Here is a 17,440-nt window from a genome sequence, read left to right as displayed (position 1 = left end):
TGGCGGGTCGCCCCGCCCACCGAGCGCGGGCTCAGCGGCGGGCTGCGGATCCCGCGTGACGCGGCAGCAGTGCCGCCTCCACCACGGGGAAGACGAGCAGCACGGCCACGACGGCGAGCGCCCAGCGGTAGCCGAGCCAGGCATCCGTCGGCCCGATCGCCGACGCGGCCGTCGTCGTGAGGCGCACGATCAGCGCGGCGACCGCGATGCCGATGCCGACGGCCACCTGCTGCATGGTCGACGCCAGTGTGTTGGCCCGCGTCATGAGCTCGCTGGGCACGTCGGCGAACTGCAGCGAGTTGTAGCCGCTGAAGCCGATCGAGCGGAACACACCGCTGAGAAACAGCAGCACCACGATCAGCCAGATCGGCGTCGTCGGATCGATGAACACGCAACCCACGTAGACGAGCGCACCGAGCAGGTTGCTGCCGACGATGACGTTCTTGAAGCCGAACCGCCTGATGAGCGGAGTCGTCGCCGGCTTGATCGCGATGTTGCCGACGAAGACTGCTCCGACCAGCAGCCCGGCCCGCGCCGCGCTCCAGCCGAAGCCGACCTGGAACAGCAGGGTGAAGAGGAACGGTGCCGCGCTGATGATGAGCCGGTACACGCCTCCGCCCACATTCCCCACGCGAAATGTGTCGATGCGCAGCGCCGAGAAGTCGAGCAGCGGATGCCTCGCCCTGCGCATCCACACCACTCCCGTCACGCCCGCCACGGCCGCGACGACGAGGTAGATCGCCGCCCATGCCCAGTCGGTCGACGCGGCCCCCACCTCTTCCATGCCCAGCACGAGGGCGGCAAGCGCCACACCGGTGAGCCCGAAGCCCGCCCAGTCGAGTCGCCGGGGCTCGGGCTGCGGGGCGTTCGGCACGATCTTCAGCGCGGCGATGAAGGCGGCGATGCCGAACGGGATGTTGATGAGAAAGATCCACGGCCAACCGACGGTGTCAGTCAGGATGCCACCGAGCGCCGGAGCCACCACGGGAGCGAGCAGGCCCGGCCACGTGAGGTAGGCCATGGCATCCAGCAGGTCGCGGCGATCCAGCCCGCGCAGCACCGCGAGCCGGCCGACCGGCACCATCATGGCGCCGCCGATCCCCTGCAGCACGCGCGCCGCCGTGAGCAGCGGAAGGCTCGGCGCGAACGCGCACAGTGCAGAGGCGACGGTGAAGATCGCGAGCGCCGTCGTGAACACGCGACGTTCCCCGAAACGGTCGGCCAGCCATCCGCTCACCGGAACGCAGACCGCCACCGTCAGCAGATATGCCGTCATGGCGATATTCAGATCGACTGCCCGCACGCCGAAGTCGTGGGCCATCGCCGGGGCCGCGGTCTGGATGATCGTGCCGTCGAGATTCTCCATCGACAGGCCGACCGCGGCGAGCAGCGCCAGCGGGCGGTTCAGCGTGGCGGATCGGGGCACCCCGTCAGTCTGCCGGATGCCCTCAGGTCGCTTCCTCGCGCCGCGCGTAGTCGTCGACCAGCGGCATGAACACCTCGTCGACCACGGAGACGATGAACTCGTCGCCGAGCTGGCTCAGCGACATGATGAATTCGTGACGCAACAGGTCGAACGGCAGCGTCTTGACGCGTTCCGGGAGTTCCTTCGGCACGCGCTCACCACGAGCGCGAGCGCGGTCGAGCAGCACGTCCATCGCCGACCACCGGGAGTCGATGAGTCGGGCCCGGATCTGACCGATCGTCTCGCCCGTCGATGAGTAGTAGCCGCCGAAGAGCACGCTGACGAGCGAGATCATGTCGCCGAATCGCACGCTCGCGCCTTTCAGCATGGACAGCAGATCCCCACGCAGGCTTCCGGTGTCGGCGAGTTCGACCCGCGGTCGTGCCTTCAGGTGCCGACTGATCGCGGCGAGCACGAGCTCGTCGCGAGTCGGCCAGCGTCGATAGAGCACGGGCCGGCTGGTCTCCGCTCGCTGCGCGACGCCGTCGTAGGTGAACGCCGCGTAGCCGTTCTCCTCGAGCTCGGCCCAGGCGGCATCGAGCAGCGCAGCCTCGAGCTCGTCGCCGCGTCGACGGCGCGGACTCTCGTCAAGATCCACTTGTGTATCTTATCGCAACAGCGTACGCTGCAGTTAGATACACAAATGTATCTAACCGAGGAGAGTCATGAGCACCACAGCACCCGCGCCCGGCACCGGCGCGCAGCAACCAGAACCGTCGCTCGGCCGTACCGCCGGCGTGCTCATCGTCGGCGTTCTCGCGGTCGTCTTCGACACCACGATCATGAGCGTCGCCCTGCACACGCTCTCCAAAGACCTGAACGTGCCGGTCTCGACCATTCAGTGGGTCACCACGGGATACGTGCTCGCCCTCGCCGCGACCGTGCCGCTCAGCGCCTGGATCCAGCGGCTGTTCGGCGGCAAGCGGGCGTGGATGTTCGCCCTCGGCCTCTTCTTGCTCGGCTCGGTGCTGTGCAGCCTGGCCTGGAACGCCGAATCGCTGATCGCCTTCCGCATCATCCAGGGCATCGGCGGCGGCATCATGCTCCCGCTGATGCAGACCATCGTGATGCAGGCCGCGGGCGGCAAGAACCTCGGTCGCATCGCCGCGACCATCGGCCTCCCCGCCATGCTCGGCCCCATCCTCGGGCCGGCCATCGGCGGCATCATCCTCAACTGGCTCGACTGGCGCTGGATCTTCTGGGTGAACGTTCCGTTCTGCGTCGTCGGTCTCATCCTGGCCTGGCGCATGCTGCCCAAGGACGTGCGCCCCGCCACGAGGCCGCGCCTCGACGTGATCGGCATGGTGTTGCTGCTGCCGTCGCTCGTGCTCCTGCTTCTCGGCCTGTCCAACTCGGCCGGCACCGACGGATTCGCCGCGACGGATGCCTGGCTCCCGCTCACGATCGGTGCCGTGCTGCTCGCCGCGTTCGTCGTCTACGCGCTGATGCGCGGCGACAAGGCACTCGTCGATGTGCGGCTGCTCCGTCACCGCTCCGTGTGGTCGGCCTCGAGCCTGCTCTTCCTCTCCGGCATCGCGGCATACGGCATCATGCTGCTGCTTCCGCTGTACCTGCAGCAGCTGCGCGGGCGCCGATGTGCTCGCCGCCGGCCTCTTCCTCATCCCACAGGGCGTCGGCACGCTGGCGAGCCGGTCGCTGGCCGGTCGACTCACGGATGCCATCGGCGCCCGCTGGGTGGGAGTCGCCGGTTTCGCGATCGTCGGCCTCGCCACCATCCCGTTCGCGTTCAGCACGGCGACGACCAACGAGTGGTACCTGATGTCCGTGCTCTTCGTGCGCGGATTCGGACTCGGAGCCGTGGTGATGCCGCTGATGGTGGCGTCGTTCCAGGGACTGAATCGTGCGGACATCCCGCACTCCAGCATCATCACGCGCACCGCGCAGCAGCTCGGCGGCTCGTTCGGCACGGCGGTGCTGGCCGTCATCCTGCAGGCGGGCCTGACGACGTACGCCGCGCAGGGCACCAGCGGGGTCGCCACCGCCTACGACCAGGCGTTCTGGTGGTCGATCGGGTTCACGGCGCTGGCCGCGGTGCTCTCCCTCGCGCTGCCCGGTCGTTCGAAGCCGGCGCCCGAGACGGCGCCTGCGGCGCCCGCGCAGCGCGAAGCTGCGCCGAACACCGCCGGTTGAAGAACACCGCGAAGCGGCGCAACGCCACCGCGGGTTGAGGAGCACCGCGAAGCGGCGCGTCTCGAAACCCATCTACCTCGAACGCCCGCCGACTCGATAGGGTCTGTGACGAGAGCCGACGGGGAGGTGCGATGATGCTCAGTCGACCAGCCAGTGCGGTCTTCATCGGGGCAGCGCTCTGCGCATCCCTCGTCGGGTGCAGCGGGCATGCCCCCGACCCGACGCCGCCCGCACCGACCCTGCTCGTCGAACCGACGCCGGCAGAGGCGCCATCGCAGCCCGTTTCGGCGACGCCGGTGCATGCCACGGGCACGGGAAGTGAGCTCGTCACCGTGAACGCACCGGCAGGCGCGCGATTCCTGCACTCCCACTGGCAGTGCAGCAGCGGCACCGGTTCCGTCGTACTCCAGGAGCAGACGGCCGACGTCGAGAAGGGTGACTGCGGCAGTGACAGCGGCTACCAGATGTCGCTGCCCCAGGACGTGACCGTGCTGCACTTCCAGATCACGGTCGATCCGGGCACGACCTGGACTTTCGGCGGCACCTTCAGCTAGAACCGACCGCCTCGGCCTCTATGCCGGGTTTCGAGACGCGCGCCCGTCGGCGTGCTGCTCAACCCTCGAAGTGCACGACACCTCAGCCGACGAGCTGCTCCACCTCGGCGAGCAGGATCGCGGTGCACAAGCCCTCGAGGGCATCCACGAGTTCGGCCAGCGGCGGCATCGTCGGCGCGATGCGGATGTTCGCGTCGGTCGGGTCCTTCTTGTACGGGTAGGTCGACCCGGCCGGGGTGACGGCGATGCCCGCCTGCGCGGCGAGCGCGACAGCTCGCGCGGCGCATCCTTCGTGCACGTCGAGGCTCACGAAGTAGCCGCCGGTCGGCGACGTCCACGAGCCGGCCTCGTAGGAAGCGAGCCTGCGCTCGAACACCTCGCTCACGGCCTCGAACTTCGGGCCGATGATCTCGCGATGCCTGCGCATGTGCTCGGCGACGCCCTCGGCGTCGTGCAGCAGGCGCACGTGGCGCAGCTGGTTGATCTTGTCGGGCCCGATCGACTGCACGGCGAGGTGGCTCAGGTACCACGACACGTTGGCGGGCGACGAGCCGAAGAAGGCGACACCGGCGCTCGCGTAGGTGACCTTCGAGGTCGACGCGAAGACGAACACGCGGTCGGGGTTTCCGGCCTCGGCGGCGAGCGAGAGGATGTCGATCGGCTCCGGCACGTCATCGGTCAGGTGATGCACCGCGTACGCGTTGTCCCAGAAGATGCGGAAGTCTGCCGCGGCCGGCAACGACACCAACGCCCGAGCGACCTCCTCGGTGTAGATCGCGCCGGTGGGGTTCGAGTGCACGGGAACGCACCAGATGCCCCGAATGGTCGGGTCTTCGGCCAGCAGCCGCTCGACCTGCTCGATGTCGGGGCCGGACTCCGTCATCGCCACCGGGACCATGCGGATGCCCAGATGCTCGGTGATCGTGAAGTGCCGGTCGTACCCGGGCACCGGGCACAGGAACGACACCGTCTCCTCACGCGACCACGGGCGCTCGCTCTCCGGCAGCCCGTGCAGCATGGCGAACGTGACGGCGTCGTGCATCAGGCTGAGGCTCGAGTTGCCGAGCGCCAGCAGCTGCGGCACCGGAACGCGCAGAACGTCGGAGAAGATCTCGCGCAGCTCGGGCAGACCCTGCGGACCGCCGTAGTTGCGCAGGTCGGTGCCCGCGGCATCCCGATACTGGCCCTCGCCCGGCAACGTGAGCAGGGCATTCGACAGATCGAGCTGTGCGGGCGACGGCTTGCCGCGCGTGATGTCGAGCGAGAGTCCGCGCTTCACGAGCGCGTCGTACTCGGCGGTGAGCTGCGAGTGCAGCTCACGCAGGTCTGCTGAGGACAGTTCGGTGAGGGCGGTCACCACTCAATCGTAGCCAGCGTCGGGGGTGCGGACGACGGCCGCACGACGATCGGATCGGCGCCGCGAACCTCTCCGCCCGGGCCGCGGATCAGGCGGTCTTGGCGTCGGGACTGCCGGTCGCGGTCGCGGTGCCGTACTCGGCCGCGACCACGATCGGCATGTGGTCGGAGTCGCCGCGCGGCAGTGTCTCGACGGAGCGCACGTCGAGACCCGCCGAGGTGACGAAGTCGAAATGTCCCTTGAAGAACTTGTAGCGGGTGTAGGTCTTGCGGTCGCTCAGCGACATGTCGTAACCCGACGCCTTGACCTTCTCACCCAGTGACTGCGTGAAGAACGGGTAGTTGTAGTCGCCGACCATGAGTGTCGGCGATCCGTGTCCGAGGCGCAGCAGCTCGGCGTGGGCCGCGTGGATCTGCGTGCGACGCAGCGAGTTCAGCGCGGTGAGCGGCGCCGCATGGAACGACGCGACGACGACCTCGTGGCCGGTGTCGACATCCTCGACGAGGATGCCCACCAGTCGTTCGTGCGCCGGCGCGAGCACCCGGTCGTGCAGCGACTTCTTCAGTTCGAACGTGTCGGTCTCGTGGAGGTGGAATCTGTCCCGCTGGTAGTACACGGCCAACCCGAGCCGGTTGCGCTTCGTCGAATCCGCGAGCACGAGAGACCCCACCTTCTCCGGCAGCACCGTCGTGTCGGCTTCCTGCAGGCACATGACGTCGGCCTCGGTCGAGGCCGCAAGATCGAGCAGCTCGCCGGTGGCGTGGTTCTTGCGGAGGTTGTAGCTCAGTACACGTATCAGGGCGATCACTTCTTCGTCGGGTCGGGTTCCGGCGATGATACCCGGCCTGTGTCAGTGCCGGATGAACGACGCGTGACCAGACGTCACGCGCAGGCGCTCATGCCTCGGGGCGTTCGTCCTTCGGCAGACTGTTGCGCTCGCCCCTGCTGAGCTCGGATGCGCCCGGCAGCCCCTTCGGCGGGCGCCCGCCGTACCAGAGTCCCGTCGCCTGGTACCACTGCACCTTGCGGTAGTGGTCGTCCATCGCGTTGCGCACGGCTGCGCGGATGACGAGAGAGGCGACCCACAGGCCCAGTGCGATCACGACGGCGTAGAACACGATGCCGATGCTGACGGCAGCGCCCTGCAGTGTGGACACCATGACCTACCTCTCGACGCGGACGCCCCACCGTACCGGGCATGGACCACGCCTGTCGAGGCTCACTCCGCCCAGTCGAACGTCTTCGTGACCGCCTTCTGCCACGTGCGGTACAGCCCCTCGGTGGCGGCTCGATCGGATGCCGGCTCCCACCGAGCTCCTTCCTGCCAGTTCGCGCGCAGCTCATCGCGCGAACTCCAGAAGCCCACCGCGAGGCCGGCGGCGTACGCGGCGCCCAAGGCCGTGGTCTCCGCCACCGTCGGCCGTACGACGGGGATGCCCAAGACGTCCGCCTGAAACTGCATGAGCAGCTGGTTCGCCGTCATGCCGCCGTCCACGCGCAGCTCGCGCAGCCGCACGCCGGTGTCCTGCTCGACCGCGTCGAGCACGTCGCGCGTCTGGTAGGCCGTTGACTCGAGGGCGGCGCGAGCGAGGTGCGCCTTGTTCACGAAACGGGTGAGACCGACGATCGCGCCGCGGGCATCCGGTCGCCAGTAGGGGGCGAACAGCCCGCTGAACGCGGGAACGATGTAGGCGCCGCCGTTGTCGTCGACCGATGCCGCGAGCTTCTCCACCTGCTTCGCGTCGGAGATGATGCCCAGGTTGTCGCGCAGCCACTGCACCAGCGAACCGGTGACCGCGATCGAGCCCTCGAGCGCGTAGCGGGGTGCCTCGTCGCCCAGCCGGTAGGCGAGCGTGGTGAGCAGGCCGTTGCCGCTGTGCACCACCTCCTCGCCGGTGTTCACGATGACGAAGTTGCCGGTGCCGTACGTGTTCTTCGACTCGCCGGCATCGAAGGCGGCCTGCCCGAAGGTCGCGGCCTGCTGGTCGCCGAGGATGCCCGCGATCGGCGCCTCCCTCAGCAGCGAGTGCGACTCGGCGACGCCGTACACCTCGCTCGACGACCGGATCTGAGGCAGCATGGCGCGCGGCACCCCGAACACGTCGAGAATGTCGTCTCGCCAGTCGAGGGTCTTCAGATCCATGAAGAGCGTGCGCGACGCGTTCGTCACGTCGGTCGCGTGCACGCCGCCGTGCTTGCCGCCGGTGAGATTCCAGAGCACCCAGGTGTCTGTGGTGCCGAACAGCAGTTCGCCGCGCTCCGCCTTCTCGCGGGCGCCGTCGACGTTCTCCAGGATCCACGCGATCTTCGTGCCGGCGAAATAGGTGGCCAGCGGCAGACCCACGTCGTGCTTGAAGCGCTCGACACCACCGTCGGCGGCGAGCCGGTCGACGATGGGCTGGGTGCGGGTGTCCTGCCAGACGATCGCGTTGTAGACCGGTTTGCCGGTGTTCTTGTCCCACACCACGGCGGTCTCGCGCTGGTTGGTGATGCCGACGGCGGCCAGGTCGTGTCTCGTGAGATTCGCCTTGCCGAGCGCCACGCCGATCACCTCGCGCACGTTGCGCCAGATCTCCATCGGGTCGTGCTCCACCCATCCGGCCTTCGGGAAGATCTGCTTGTGCTCCAGCTGGCCGACCGAGACCACGCTTCCCGAGTGATCGAAGACGATCGCACGCGTGCTGGTGGTGCCCTGATCGATGGCGAGAATGTGGGTCGACATGCTCGTCAGAGTAGGCGGGCGGCGGCCTGCGGTCGAGAGGGCTCGCATGGCGGCACGTCGCGTCGCCTGTGCCTGATCCGGGGACCGGCGGCGCAGAGTGGCGGAGTGGAGAGTTCTGACGCGACGGCAGGTGGTGCATCCAGGCGCTCGGCGCGGCCGGTGGAGGTGCAACGTGCGGCGCGGGCATCCGCTTTGCTCGCCCTGCCGTTCCAGATCGGGTTCCTCGTCGTGACGCTCGCCGTCGCTCTCGCCGGGGCACCCACCGACGTGCTCGTGGCGGTGCTGCTCGTGCCGACGCTCTGGCTGGCGACCGTGGTGCAGGTGCTGTTCTCCACCGTGTTGCCGCGGTCGCTCCAGCTGCACTTCTTGATCTTCATGACCGCCGGACCGTACGCGGGCAGCGCTCTCGGCGTCTACGGCTACATCGATCACTGGGACAAGCTGGTGCACTTCGACTCCGGCATCATGCTCGCCTGGGCGGGCATGGTCGCCGTGCGCGGCGTGGAGCAACAGCTCGACATCGTGCTGCCTCGCTGGTTCGCCCTCTCGATCGCGGTGGCGACGCCGATGGCGTTCGCGGCGGCGTGGGAGATCTGCGAGTTCACCAGCGACCACCTGCTGGGCACCCACGCGCAGTTGGGCAACACCGACACGATGGGCGACATCATCTCCGCCACGATCGGCGCCCTTGTCACGCTCGTCGTCACGCTCGCGTGGAGTCGACCGCACAGTGTCATGCCGCGCGCACTCGCCCCGACCCGATCCCGGCCGTGATCATGCGCCCGCGCAGCGCGTCGTCGCGAGCGGCGCTGAGCTTTCCTCTTTACTTGAGACTCCGGCCGGCGTAGCGTCGAACGCACGTTTTTCCGCATCGCCTCACCGACACGGCGATCGGGCGAAGACGCCGGCGTTCGGCGGATGGCCATCAGAGCCCCGCCGGCGCCGTGCGCTGTCTGGGCCGACCGAAAGAACCCCATGCCCTCTCACCACCCGGCCCGTGATCGGCGCACGCGCCATCGGATGCTCACGGCCGCGGTGCTCACGGCCGCGGTGCTCGCTGCTGCGAGCATCCTGCTCACCGCCTGTGCCGCCCAGCCGTCAGCTGGCCCGATCGGCGGCGACTCCGTCGACACGTCGACCGGTCGATCGGCGGCGACGACCGGCGCAACGGCGACTCCGGGCGGCACGGAGGCTCCCGACGTCTCGACAACGCCTGCCCAGGCGGGAACTGCGCTCGCACTGCTGGCGACTCTGCCGGTGAAGGGCAGGGCTCCGCAGACCGGCTACGACCGGGTCGGCGACTTCGGCGAGGCGTGGATGGACATCGACCGCAACCACTGCGACACGCGCGACGACGTTCTCGCCCGCGACCTCGTCGACATCGTCAAAGACGGTTCGTGCAAGGTGACATCCGGGGTTCTGCACGATCCGTACACCGGCAAGACCATCCACTTCGTGCGCGGAGTGCGCACCTCGGTCGCCGTGCAGATCGACCACCTGGTGGCCTTGTCCGACGCGTGGCAGACCGGCGCGCAGCAGCTGACGAAGCAGCAGCGCGAGACCCTCGCGAACGACCCGATCGAACTGCTCGCCGTCGACGGTCCCACCAACGAAGCGAAGGGAGACGGGGATGCCGCCACCTGGCTGCCCCCGAATCGCGGCTTCTGGTGCACGTACGCCGCGAGGCAGGTCTCCGTGAAGGCCGCGTACCGCCTGTGGGTGACGCCTGCTGAGCATGACGCGCTGAATCGCATCCTCAACGGATGCCCCGCGCAGCCCGCCGTCAGCTCGACGCTCGCGCCTACTGTCGGCTTGGGCTGAGGCCCGCGACCGCCCCGTTCACATACCGCGCACGGGTCTCCGGCCGCTTGGCCAGCGCGATCTTCGTCAGCGTCGCCCGCCGTGTGCCGGGCGTCTGCGCATCCCATGCGCTGCGGAGACCGCCGTGTTCGAGCGCCACGGCCAGGTCGTCGGGCACGATCAGTGCGTCAGCGTCGTCGAGGATCGTCCACATGCCGTTGGCCTTCGCGGCGTCGACGAGCCGACGACCGGCATCCGTCATGCGACCCTCTGCCTCGAGCAGCGCCACACGTTCCTTGTTGGTGCGCGACCAGGCCGAGCCCGGGCGACGGGGCGCGAACCACAGCTCGGTTCGCTGACCGTCGAGAGACTTCGACTGGCTGTCGACCCATCCGAACGCGACGGCTTCGGTGATCGCCTCGTCGTAGCCGATCGCAGCACGGCCCGTCGCCGGACGCCACGACACGAGCCACACGCCGCTCGACCGTTCGTGATGTTGCAGCAGCCAGGCCCGCCAGGTCTCGGCCGTCTCGAGATGCACGTGCTCGGCATCGTCTCCTCCCATCAGCCCACCTCGTCGAGATACGCGGCCAGCGCCGACTCCGGCGTCTCGTCGTGAAACCGGAACCCGTCGGCGAGCAGCTTCTCCGGGATGACCCGCTGACTCCCCAGCAGCATCGCGTCGGCCGCGTCGCCGAGCGCCAGTCGCAGTGCGAACGCGGGCACGGGCATCCCGAACGGACGCCCGACGAGCCGCGCGAGCGTGCGCATGACGTCGGCCTGAGTGGCCGGAGTCGGGCCGGCAAGATTGACCGGGCCGTTGAGTCCGTCATCGCCCGCTCCGATCACGTGGTCGATCGCGACCACCTCGTCGCGCAGACTGATCCACGGCCACCACTGTCTGCCGGAGCCCAGGGGGCCGGCCAATCCGGCCCGCGCGAGCATATGCAGCGCGCGCATGGCCGTGCCCGGTCCGACCACCAATCCCGTTCGTACCGTCGCCACGCGCGTCAGCTCGGACGCCTCGCCCGCCTCGCGCTCCCACGCCCGGCACAAGGCGGGCAGGAACCCGGACCCCGGCGCAGACGACTCTGCGAGATCTTCGTCGCCGCGGTCGCCGTAGAAGCCGACGGCCGAGGCACTCACGAAGACACCGGGCGCCCGATCGGCCGCACGCATGGCATCCACCAGCGTGCGCGTCGCGTCGAGTCTCGACGTGATCACGACCTCTTTATATGCACGAGTCCACGGCAGGCGGCCGGTGGATGCGCCGGAGAGGCCGACGACGGCATCCGCTCCGCTCAGCACGGCCGGGTCGAGGATGCCCGCAGCCGGGTCCCACCGTGCCTCGCCGCTCCCGCGTGCCGGCTTCCGCACCAGGCGCACCACCTCGTCTCCGCCCGCCGTCAACCGTTCCGCGAGCGCCCGACCGATCATTCCGGAGGCGCCCGCGATCACGATGCGCCGCGGTCTGGTTCGTGCTGTCTGGTTCGCCATGTCCTGCCTCTCGCAGCTGCTCCGGTCACGCGGCGCCGTCACGCCGCCGCGCGTCAGTGCCGTACCCCACAAGCATCCGTCAGGAATCCCGTCGCCCGCCGCCTAAAATGGATTCTCACGTGCTCCCACCACCAGCTCGCCGAAAGGGGACACCCATGCCCGACCAGAAGGCGCTCGACGCCGTCATCGCCCTTGCCCGCCACCGCGGCTTCGTGTTCCAGGCGGGCGAGATCTACGGCGGATCGCGGTCGGCCTGGGACTACGGCCCCCTCGGCACCGAGCTGAAGGAGAACATCCGTCGGCAGTGGTGGCAGACGTTCGTGCGCGGCCGCGCAGACATGGTGGGCCTCGACTCGAGCGTCATCCTGCCGAAACGCGTGTGGGAGGCCTCCGGTCACGTCGGCGTCTTCACCGACCCGCTGGTGGAGTGCCTGCACTGCCACAAGCGCTTCCGCGAAGACCACCTCATCGAGGCGTACGAGGAGAAGAAGGGTCGCACGCCCGAGAACGGCATGGGCGACATCGTCTGCCCCAACTGCGGCACCCGCGGCGAATGGACGCCCCCGCGCGACTTCAACATGATGCTCGAGACCTACCTCGGCCCGGTGAAGGACGAGTCCGGCCTCAACTATCTGCGCCCCGAGACCGCTCAGGGCATCTTCGTGAACTTCGCCAACGTCGTGCAGGCGGCGCGCATGAAGCCGCCGTTCGGCATCGGCCAGATCGGCAAGGCGTTCCGCAACGAGATCACACCGGGCAACTTCATTTTCCGCACGCGCGAGTTCGAGCAGATGGAGATCGAGTACTTCGTGCCGGCAGCGGACGCGAAGGAGTGGTTCGACCACTGGGTCGAGGAGTGCTGGAACTGGTTCGTCGACCTGGGCATCGACCCTGCGCACATGCGCAAGTTCGACGTGCCCGAGTCGGAGCGCGCGCACTACTCCGACGGCACCATCGACATCGAGTACGAGTTCGGCTTTGCCGGCAAGGGCTGGGGCGAGCTCATGGGTGTGGCGAACCGCACCGACTTCGACCTCACGAACCACACCGAGGCATCCGGCCAGAACCTGGCGTTCTTCGATCAGGCCAGCAACGAGCGCTATCTGCCCTATGTCATCGAGCCGTCGTTCGGCCTGACCCGGTCGATGATGGCGTTCCTCGTCGACGCGTACCACCAGGAGGAGGTGCCGAACGCCAAGGGCGGCACCGACACCCGCACCGTTCTCAAGCTCGATCCGCGCCTCTCGCCGGTCAAGGTCGCCGTACTGCCGTTGTCGCGCAACGAGCGACTGTCGCCGGTCGCGCGTCAGCTCGCCGACGACCTTCGCAAGCACCGCAACGTGGAGTTCGACGACTCCGGTGCCATCGGCCGCCGCTACCGCAGGCAGGACGAGATCGGCACGCCGTACTGCGTCACCGTCGACTTCGACTCGCTCGACGACAACGCGGTCACCGTGCGCGACCGCGACTCGATGGGCCAGGAGCGCATCGCGATCGATGCTCTGGATGCCTACCTCACGGAGCGCTTGAAGGAGCGCTGACCGCAGTCGCCGCTGCATCGACCCACTGTGCCGACCTCACTCGTCACAGAGGCTCTGCTCACTGCGCCAGCCCCACTCCGAGACTGATCGTCGCCGCCGTGCTGAGCACGGCGCGCACGACGTTCCATGCCGCCCACCGTGCTTCGCGGAACGCGCCACGGATGCCCGTGGCATCCACGGTCCCGGCGCCCGCTGCCGCCTTCAGCGCGTTGTTCGACGGCAGGTGCACCGCCACGGTGATCACCACGCAGACGACGGTCGCGGCGAGCGCGCCGGCCGCCCACGCGGTGCTCGCGGATCCCCAGCCGGTGACGAGCGCGATCGCTGTCAGCACGGGGGCGCCGAAGAAGATGACGAGCAGGAACCACGGATTCACGATCGCCCTGTCGACGGCGGCGAACGCAACGACGAAGGTGCCGTCGTCGGTGCGCCGCAGTCCGGGCATGATCGCGAACGCGTAGAGCTGGAACACCCCGGCCAGCAGGCCGGTCGAGACGATCGCCGCCACGAGGGCGGCGGCACCGAGGGGATCGTTCATCTGCGTCGAGTCCTATCGGGCGCGGTTGGCCCCTCTCTCGACCGTATCGGCGGCCCCGGCCCGCCTCCATGTCCACCGACGAGAATGTCCGGGTGACGAACACGATGCGCGCGGTGATCTACGACCGGATCGGCGAGCGTCCGACGCTCATCGAGCTCCCTGTTCCCGCCTGCCCGGTCGACGGCGCAGTGGTGCGGGTCGAGGCGACGGGAGTATGCCGCTCCGACTGGCACGCCTGGCGCGGGCACGATCCTGTGCCGCTGCCTATCGTGCCCGGCCACGAGTTCGCCGGCGTCGTCGCCGAAGTCGGAGCGACCGTGACGCGTTTCGCCCCGGGCGACCGGGTCACGGCTCCCTTCGTGAACGGCTGCGGCCGCTGCGAGTGGTGCCTCCGCGGCGAGGCCCAGGTGTGCCCGGAGCAGACCCAGCCGGGTTTCACCCGCGACGGCTCGTTCGCCGAGTACGTCGTCGTGACCGCAGCCGACACGAATCTGGTCGCACTCCCCGACTCGGTGGGCATGGATGCCGCAGCAGCCCTCGGCTGCCGCTTCGCGACCGCCTTCCGCGCCCTCACGGCGGGTGCGCACGTGGCTCCCGACGACGAGGTCGCCGTCTTCGGATGCGGGGGTGTCGGCCTCTCCGCCGTGATGATCGCGGCGGCCCTCGGCGCCCGTGTCACCGCTGCCGATGTATCGGATGCCGCCCTCGCACGTGCACGCGAGCTCGGTGCGAGTCACACGATCCGCGTCGATGAACGGAACGTGTCCGCACCGCGTGTCGCACCATCCGCTCCAGGCACGAACACGGGCACAGCCACGATCTCCCTCGAGCAAGGCGTCATCGCAGCGACGAACGGGGGCGCCCACGTCACCGTCGACGCGCTCGGATCGGCCGGCACCGCGGCATCCGCCGTGCGCAGCCTGCGTCGACGCGGAACGCACGTGCAGGTCGGGCTCATGCTCGGCGAGAACGCGACGGCGCCCCTGCCGTGGGACCGCGTCATCGCATGGGAGCTCACGGTGGCGGGATCGCACGGCATGAGTGCGCGCGACTACCAGGGGATGCTCGACCTCATCGTGCACGGTCGGCTCGACCCTGCGCGCCTCATCGGATCGACGACCGACCTCGCCGGCGCCATCGACGCGCTGACGGCCATGGATTCCCCACGGCCGGCATCCGCGGGCATCGTCATCGCGCGCCCGTGACGACGAGGCGACCGTTCACCCGAACAGTGCCGCCAGCCCGACCCGCACCATCGCGCCATACCCGGTCTCGCGATCCTCGGAGCTCTGCTGTTCGTCGGTGAAGATGTGGTCGCTCACCGTGAGGATCGCGGCTGCCTCCTTGCCTTCGGCCGCGGCGATCGCGAACAGGGTCGCTGCCTCCATCTCGACGCCGAGCGTGCCGATCGCGGCGAGCGCCCGGTACTTCTCCATCGAGCTGCCGTAGAAGGTGTCGGAGCTGATGATCGGCCCGACGCGATGCGGAAGACCACGGTCGCGTGCTTCGCGCACGGCGGCCTCGAGCATCCGGTGGCTCGGAACCCGGCTGAGCGTGACCCCTGGCAGTGTGAGGCCCGGCATCGCGGAGTCGGTGTGCGCGGCGTTCGCGATCACGAGTTCGCCCAGCTGCTGCCCCTCGGCGAGGCCGCCGGTGGTGCCGACGCGCACGATGCGCTCGACGCCGAACTCACGGAAGAGCTCGGTCGCGTAGATGCTCAGCGACGGCTGCCCCATGCCCGATGCGATCACCGAGACCGGCCGGCCGTCGACGGTGCCCGTCCAGCCCTCGATCGAGCGCACCTCGCTGACCAGATGCGGGTCGTCGAAGAACTCCTGCGCGATGCGGCGCCCGCGACGAGGGTCGCCCGGCATGAGAACGAGTGGTGCGAAGTCGCCAGGTTCGGCGGAGATGTGCGGCGTGGCCATGGCGCGAGTCTAGGCACGCTGATTCGACGTCGGAGCCGGTGTGCGATGACCGGACGCGATGCGCGAGGGGGAGTTCTCCCTATCGCCTCCCCCGCGATGGCGGCCCACCCCCTGAAGGGCTTCGCGTCCTCCCATACGCACCAATGAGAATGACCCCCGGAAAACCGGGGGTCATTCTCATTGGTGCGCGAGGGGGAGTTGAACCCCCACGCCCTCACGGGCACACGGACCTGAACCGTGCGCGTCTGCCTATTCCGCCACTCGCGCTGATCGCCGGCACGTCGCCGTGCCAACCCAGCGAGATTAGCATGCGTCAGCCCGGGATGCCATTTGAGGCGAGCCGCCGCCGATGCTCGCCCCGCGCCCTGCGCGCAAAGGCCCCTTCACACCCTCTGCGGCTAACATGCACATAGTCATGGGGAGGCTCGGCCGAGGACGGCGCGGTATCACGCCACCCTGCCGAACCTCCAAAGCAGATCGGGAGACCTGTGGGCATTCTGGACAACTTCGAGAAGGGCCTCGAACGTGCTGTCAACGGTGCCTTCGCGAAGACGTTCCGTTCGGGTCTGCAGCCGGTCGAACTGACCAGCGCACTGCGCCGTGAGCTCGACACGAAGGCAGCCGTCGTCACCCGCGACCGCATTCTCGCTCCCAACGACTTCACGCTCATGCTCGCCCCCGGCGACTACAAGCGCATGCACGCCATGGGTCCCGCGCTCACCGACGAGCTGACCGCTTTCGTGCAACAGCACGCGCGCAAGCAGCACTACCAGTTCGCGGGCGGCATCTCGATCACGATGCAGCCCGACGACTCGCTCTCCACCGGCATCCTTCAGGTCGAGTCGCAGAACGTGAAGAGCGATGTGTCATGGGTGCCCGTGCTCGACATCGCGGGCAAGCGGTACCCGCTCGCCAAGGGCCGCACCATCGTCGGCCGCGGTCGCGAGGCCGACATCACGGTGGATGACAGCGGCACCTCCCGCAAACACGTCGAGATCACCTGGGACGGTTCGCACGCCCAGGTGCGCGATCTCGGCTCGACGAACGGCTCGCAGCTCAACGGCCAGAGCCTCAAGAAGGCGATTCTCGAGCCGGATTCCGTCATCACCATCGGCCGCACCAGTATCGTGTTCCGCGTGCTGCCGCAGACCTCCGCGCGAGCCCCCAGAACTCGTCAGCCCGATGACGTCACGCGCCGCAATGACATCGACGGGTTCTGGCAGCGATGACCGTCAGCACGCTCACTCTTCTGGTGCTGCGCATCGGGTTCCTCCTGCTGCTGTGGCTCTTCGTCTTCGCGATCGTCTACGCGCTGCGCAGCGACCTGTTCGGCCAGCGCGTGCGCAAGCTGCAGGACGCCCCGGCCTCCGCCCCCGCACCCCCGACGCCCGCCGCTCGCCCCACCGTCCCGACGCCAGGCGTCGCACCGGGTGCCGGCGGTCCCGTCGGCACCCCTGACCACCCGCTCGCCGGGCTCGCCAGGGCGACCACCGGTGCGGTCGCCACCGCCGGTCGACCGACGCAATCGCATCAGCGGCCGCCCGCCGGTGAACCGACGTCGGGATTCTCGAACCGACCGATGGCCACCGTGCTCACGGCCAACAAGCTGGTCATCACGTCGGGGCCTCGCCGCGGAACCGAGGTGCCGCTCGGCAACGAGCCCATCACCATCGGCCGCTCCGGCGAGTCCGGACTGGTCATCCGCGACGACTACACCTCCACCCACCACGCCCGGCTCATGCTGTGGAACAACGAGTGGATGATCCAAGACCTCGATTCCACCAACGGAACATTCCTCGACGGTCAGCGCGTGACCGTCCCCACCCAGGTTCCGCTCGACGCTCCCGTCAAGATCGGCACGACGACGTTCGAGCTGCGACGGTAGCC

The 17,440-nt window shown here is 68.8% G+C and carries 18 protein-coding genes and 1 tRNA gene; 8 read left to right on the top strand and 11 right to left on the bottom strand.

Annotation, left to right across the window (positions count from 1 at the left end):
- Positions 1–31: 31 nt before the first annotated feature.
- Positions 32–1,426 (bottom strand): MFS transporter, encoded by a 1,395-nt coding sequence (locus FPZ11_RS13120; RefSeq protein WP_146321591.1) that lies wholly within the window; start codon positions 1,424–1,426, stop codon positions 32–34.
- 22 nt (positions 1,427–1,448) lie between these two features.
- Positions 1,449–2,063 (bottom strand): TetR/AcrR family transcriptional regulator, encoded by a 615-nt coding sequence (locus tag FPZ11_RS13115; RefSeq protein WP_146321589.1) that lies wholly within the window; start codon positions 2,061–2,063, stop codon positions 1,449–1,451.
- A gap of 67 nt (positions 2,064–2,130) precedes the next feature.
- Here FPZ11_RS13115 and FPZ11_RS20340 point away from each other — a divergent pair, with 67 nt between their 5' ends.
- The gene (locus tag FPZ11_RS20340; RefSeq protein ID WP_367889403.1) at positions 2,131–3,654 is read left to right on the top strand and encodes a DHA2 family efflux MFS transporter permease subunit; all 1,524 of its coding nucleotides are present in this window, start codon (positions 2,131–2,133) and stop codon (positions 3,652–3,654) included.
- Positions 3,655–3,747: 93 nt separating this feature from the next.
- The gene (locus FPZ11_RS13105) at positions 3,748–4,170 is read left to right on the top strand and encodes a hypothetical protein (RefSeq protein WP_146321587.1); all 423 of its coding nucleotides are present in this window, start codon (positions 3,748–3,750) and stop codon (positions 4,168–4,170) included.
- An 82-nt stretch (positions 4,171–4,252) separates the two neighbouring features.
- Here the strand turns inward: FPZ11_RS13105 and FPZ11_RS13100 are convergent, their stop codons facing one another.
- The 4 genes from FPZ11_RS13100 to glpK all read right to left on the bottom strand — a co-directional run bounded on the left by FPZ11_RS13100 (position 4,253) and on the right by glpK (position 8,249).
- Entirely contained in the window at positions 4,253–5,527 is a 1,275-nt protein-coding gene (locus FPZ11_RS13100) for an aspartate aminotransferase type Ic (RefSeq protein ID WP_146321585.1), read from the bottom strand.
- 88 nt (positions 5,528–5,615) lie between these two features.
- Positions 5,616–6,323 (bottom strand): endonuclease/exonuclease/phosphatase family protein, encoded by a 708-nt coding sequence (locus tag FPZ11_RS13095; RefSeq protein WP_146322885.1) that lies wholly within the window; start codon positions 6,321–6,323, stop codon positions 5,616–5,618.
- A gap of 100 nt (positions 6,324–6,423) precedes the next feature.
- Positions 6,424–6,687 carry a hypothetical protein gene (locus FPZ11_RS13090; protein ID WP_146321583.1) on the bottom strand — a complete coding sequence of 88 codons (264 nt, stop codon included), beginning with the start codon at positions 6,685–6,687 and terminating at the stop codon, positions 6,424–6,426.
- Positions 6,688–6,746: 59 nt separating this feature from the next.
- Positions 6,747–8,249: a glycerol kinase GlpK gene (gene glpK / locus FPZ11_RS13085; protein WP_146321581.1), complete on the bottom strand. Its 1,503-nt coding sequence runs from the start codon at positions 8,247–8,249 to the stop codon at positions 6,747–6,749.
- Positions 8,250–8,354: 105 nt separating this feature from the next.
- On the opposite strand from glpK, the gene FPZ11_RS13080 reads away from it, so the two are divergent.
- Positions 8,355–9,023, top strand: coding sequence for a DUF2238 domain-containing protein (locus tag FPZ11_RS13080; protein WP_146321579.1), 669 nt, complete (start codon positions 8,355–8,357; stop codon positions 9,021–9,023).
- Between the two features lie 201 nt (positions 9,024–9,224).
- Positions 9,225–10,070 (top strand): HNH endonuclease family protein, encoded by an 846-nt coding sequence (locus FPZ11_RS13075; RefSeq protein WP_246846256.1) that lies wholly within the window; start codon positions 9,225–9,227, stop codon positions 10,068–10,070.
- On the opposite strand, the gene FPZ11_RS13070 is transcribed toward FPZ11_RS13075, so the two are convergent.
- On the bottom strand, positions 10,051–10,614 hold the full coding sequence (locus FPZ11_RS13070; RefSeq protein ID WP_146321577.1) for a YdeI/OmpD-associated family protein: 564 nt from the start codon (positions 10,612–10,614) through the stop codon (positions 10,051–10,053). The two genes, FPZ11_RS13075 and FPZ11_RS13070, sit on opposite strands and share 20 nt — an antisense overlap.
- Positions 10,614–11,546, bottom strand: a complete 933-nt coding sequence (locus FPZ11_RS13065) for a TIGR01777 family oxidoreductase (RefSeq protein WP_146321575.1) — start codon at positions 11,544–11,546, stop codon at positions 10,614–10,616. The genes FPZ11_RS13070 and FPZ11_RS13065 overlap by 1 nt, the downstream gene beginning before the upstream one ends.
- Positions 11,547–11,701: 155 nt before the next feature.
- Between FPZ11_RS13065 and FPZ11_RS13060 the strand changes: the two genes are divergently transcribed.
- A complete protein-coding gene (locus FPZ11_RS13060) occupies positions 11,702–13,087 on the top strand; it encodes a glycine--tRNA ligase (RefSeq protein WP_146321573.1) in 1,386 nt (461 codons plus the stop codon).
- A 58-nt stretch (positions 13,088–13,145) separates the two neighbouring features.
- Here FPZ11_RS13060 and FPZ11_RS13055 read toward each other — a convergent pair whose 3' ends face one another.
- Positions 13,146–13,625 (bottom strand): anthrone oxygenase family protein, encoded by a 480-nt coding sequence (locus FPZ11_RS13055; protein WP_146321571.1) that lies wholly within the window; start codon positions 13,623–13,625, stop codon positions 13,146–13,148.
- 104 nt (positions 13,626–13,729) lie between these two features.
- Here FPZ11_RS13055 and FPZ11_RS13050 point away from each other — a divergent pair, with 104 nt between their 5' ends.
- Positions 13,730–14,830 (top strand): zinc-dependent alcohol dehydrogenase family protein, encoded by a 1,101-nt coding sequence (locus FPZ11_RS13050; protein ID WP_146322883.1) that lies wholly within the window; start codon positions 13,730–13,732, stop codon positions 14,828–14,830.
- A gap of 15 nt (positions 14,831–14,845) precedes the next feature.
- On the opposite strand, the gene FPZ11_RS13045 is transcribed toward FPZ11_RS13050, so the two are convergent.
- Positions 14,846–15,553 carry a purine-nucleoside phosphorylase gene (locus FPZ11_RS13045; RefSeq protein WP_146321569.1) on the bottom strand — a complete coding sequence of 236 codons (708 nt, stop codon included), beginning with the start codon at positions 15,551–15,553 and terminating at the stop codon, positions 14,846–14,848.
- A 181-nt stretch (positions 15,554–15,734) separates the two neighbouring features.
- Positions 15,735–15,820, bottom strand: a tRNA-Leu gene (locus FPZ11_RS13040).
- Between the two features lie 221 nt (positions 15,821–16,041).
- Here FPZ11_RS13040 and FPZ11_RS13035 point away from each other — a divergent pair.
- Together FPZ11_RS13035 and FPZ11_RS13030 are read left to right on the top strand one after the other, a co-directional pair.
- The gene (locus FPZ11_RS13035; RefSeq protein WP_146321567.1) at positions 16,042–16,782 is read left to right on the top strand and encodes an FHA domain-containing protein; all 741 of its coding nucleotides are present in this window, start codon (positions 16,042–16,044) and stop codon (positions 16,780–16,782) included.
- Positions 16,779–17,438, top strand: a complete 660-nt coding sequence (locus FPZ11_RS13030) for an FHA domain-containing protein FhaB/FipA (protein WP_146321565.1) — start codon at positions 16,779–16,781, stop codon at positions 17,436–17,438. Before FPZ11_RS13035 ends, FPZ11_RS13030 begins: the two co-directional genes overlap by 4 nt.
- The last annotated feature ends 2 nt before the right edge of the window (positions 17,439–17,440 follow it).

This window comes from Humibacter ginsenosidimutans (genome assembly GCF_007859675.1).
Lineage (GTDB): Bacteria > Actinomycetota > Actinomycetes > Actinomycetales > Microbacteriaceae > Humibacter > Humibacter ginsenosidimutans.
Note: the sequence above shows the minus strand (reverse complement) of the source record. Positions and strands in the feature narration are given on the sequence as shown.

What these genes read in the sequence shown, in the direction of transcription:
- FPZ11_RS20340 (WP_367889403.1), top strand. Translation starts at nt 2,131, where the DNA reads ATGAGCACCACAGCACCCGCGCCCGGCACCGGCGCGCAGCAACCAGAA.
- FPZ11_RS13075 (WP_246846256.1), top strand. Translation starts at nt 9,225, where the DNA reads ATGCCCTCTCACCACCCGGCCCGTGATCGGCGCACGCGCCATCGGATG.
- FPZ11_RS13030 (WP_146321565.1), top strand. Translation starts at nt 16,779, where the DNA reads ATGACCGTCAGCACGCTCACTCTTCTGGTGCTGCGCATCGGGTTCCTC.
- FPZ11_RS13065 (WP_146321575.1), bottom strand. Translation starts at nt 11,546, where the DNA reads ATGGCGAACCAGACAGCACGAACCAGACCGCGGCGCATCGTGATCGCG.
- FPZ11_RS13090 (WP_146321583.1), bottom strand. Translation starts at nt 6,687, where the DNA reads ATGGTGTCCACACTGCAGGGCGCTGCCGTCAGCATCGGCATCGTGTTC.
- FPZ11_RS13055 (WP_146321571.1), bottom strand. Translation starts at nt 13,625, where the DNA reads ATGAACGATCCCCTCGGTGCCGCCGCCCTCGTGGCGGCGATCGTCTCG.
- FPZ11_RS13105 (WP_146321587.1), top strand. Translation starts at nt 3,748, where the DNA reads ATGATGCTCAGTCGACCAGCCAGTGCGGTCTTCATCGGGGCAGCGCTC.
- glpK (WP_146321581.1), bottom strand. Translation starts at nt 8,249, where the DNA reads ATGTCGACCCACATTCTCGCCATCGATCAGGGCACCACCAGCACGCGT.
- FPZ11_RS13050 (WP_146322883.1), top strand. Translation starts at nt 13,730, where the DNA reads ATGCGCGCGGTGATCTACGACCGGATCGGCGAGCGTCCGACGCTCATC.
- FPZ11_RS13070 (WP_146321577.1), bottom strand. Translation starts at nt 10,614, where the DNA reads ATGGGAGGAGACGATGCCGAGCACGTGCATCTCGAGACGGCCGAGACC.
- FPZ11_RS13045 (WP_146321569.1), bottom strand. Translation starts at nt 15,553, where the DNA reads ATGGCCACGCCGCACATCTCCGCCGAACCTGGCGACTTCGCACCACTC.
- FPZ11_RS13060 (WP_146321573.1), top strand. Translation starts at nt 11,702, where the DNA reads ATGCCCGACCAGAAGGCGCTCGACGCCGTCATCGCCCTTGCCCGCCAC.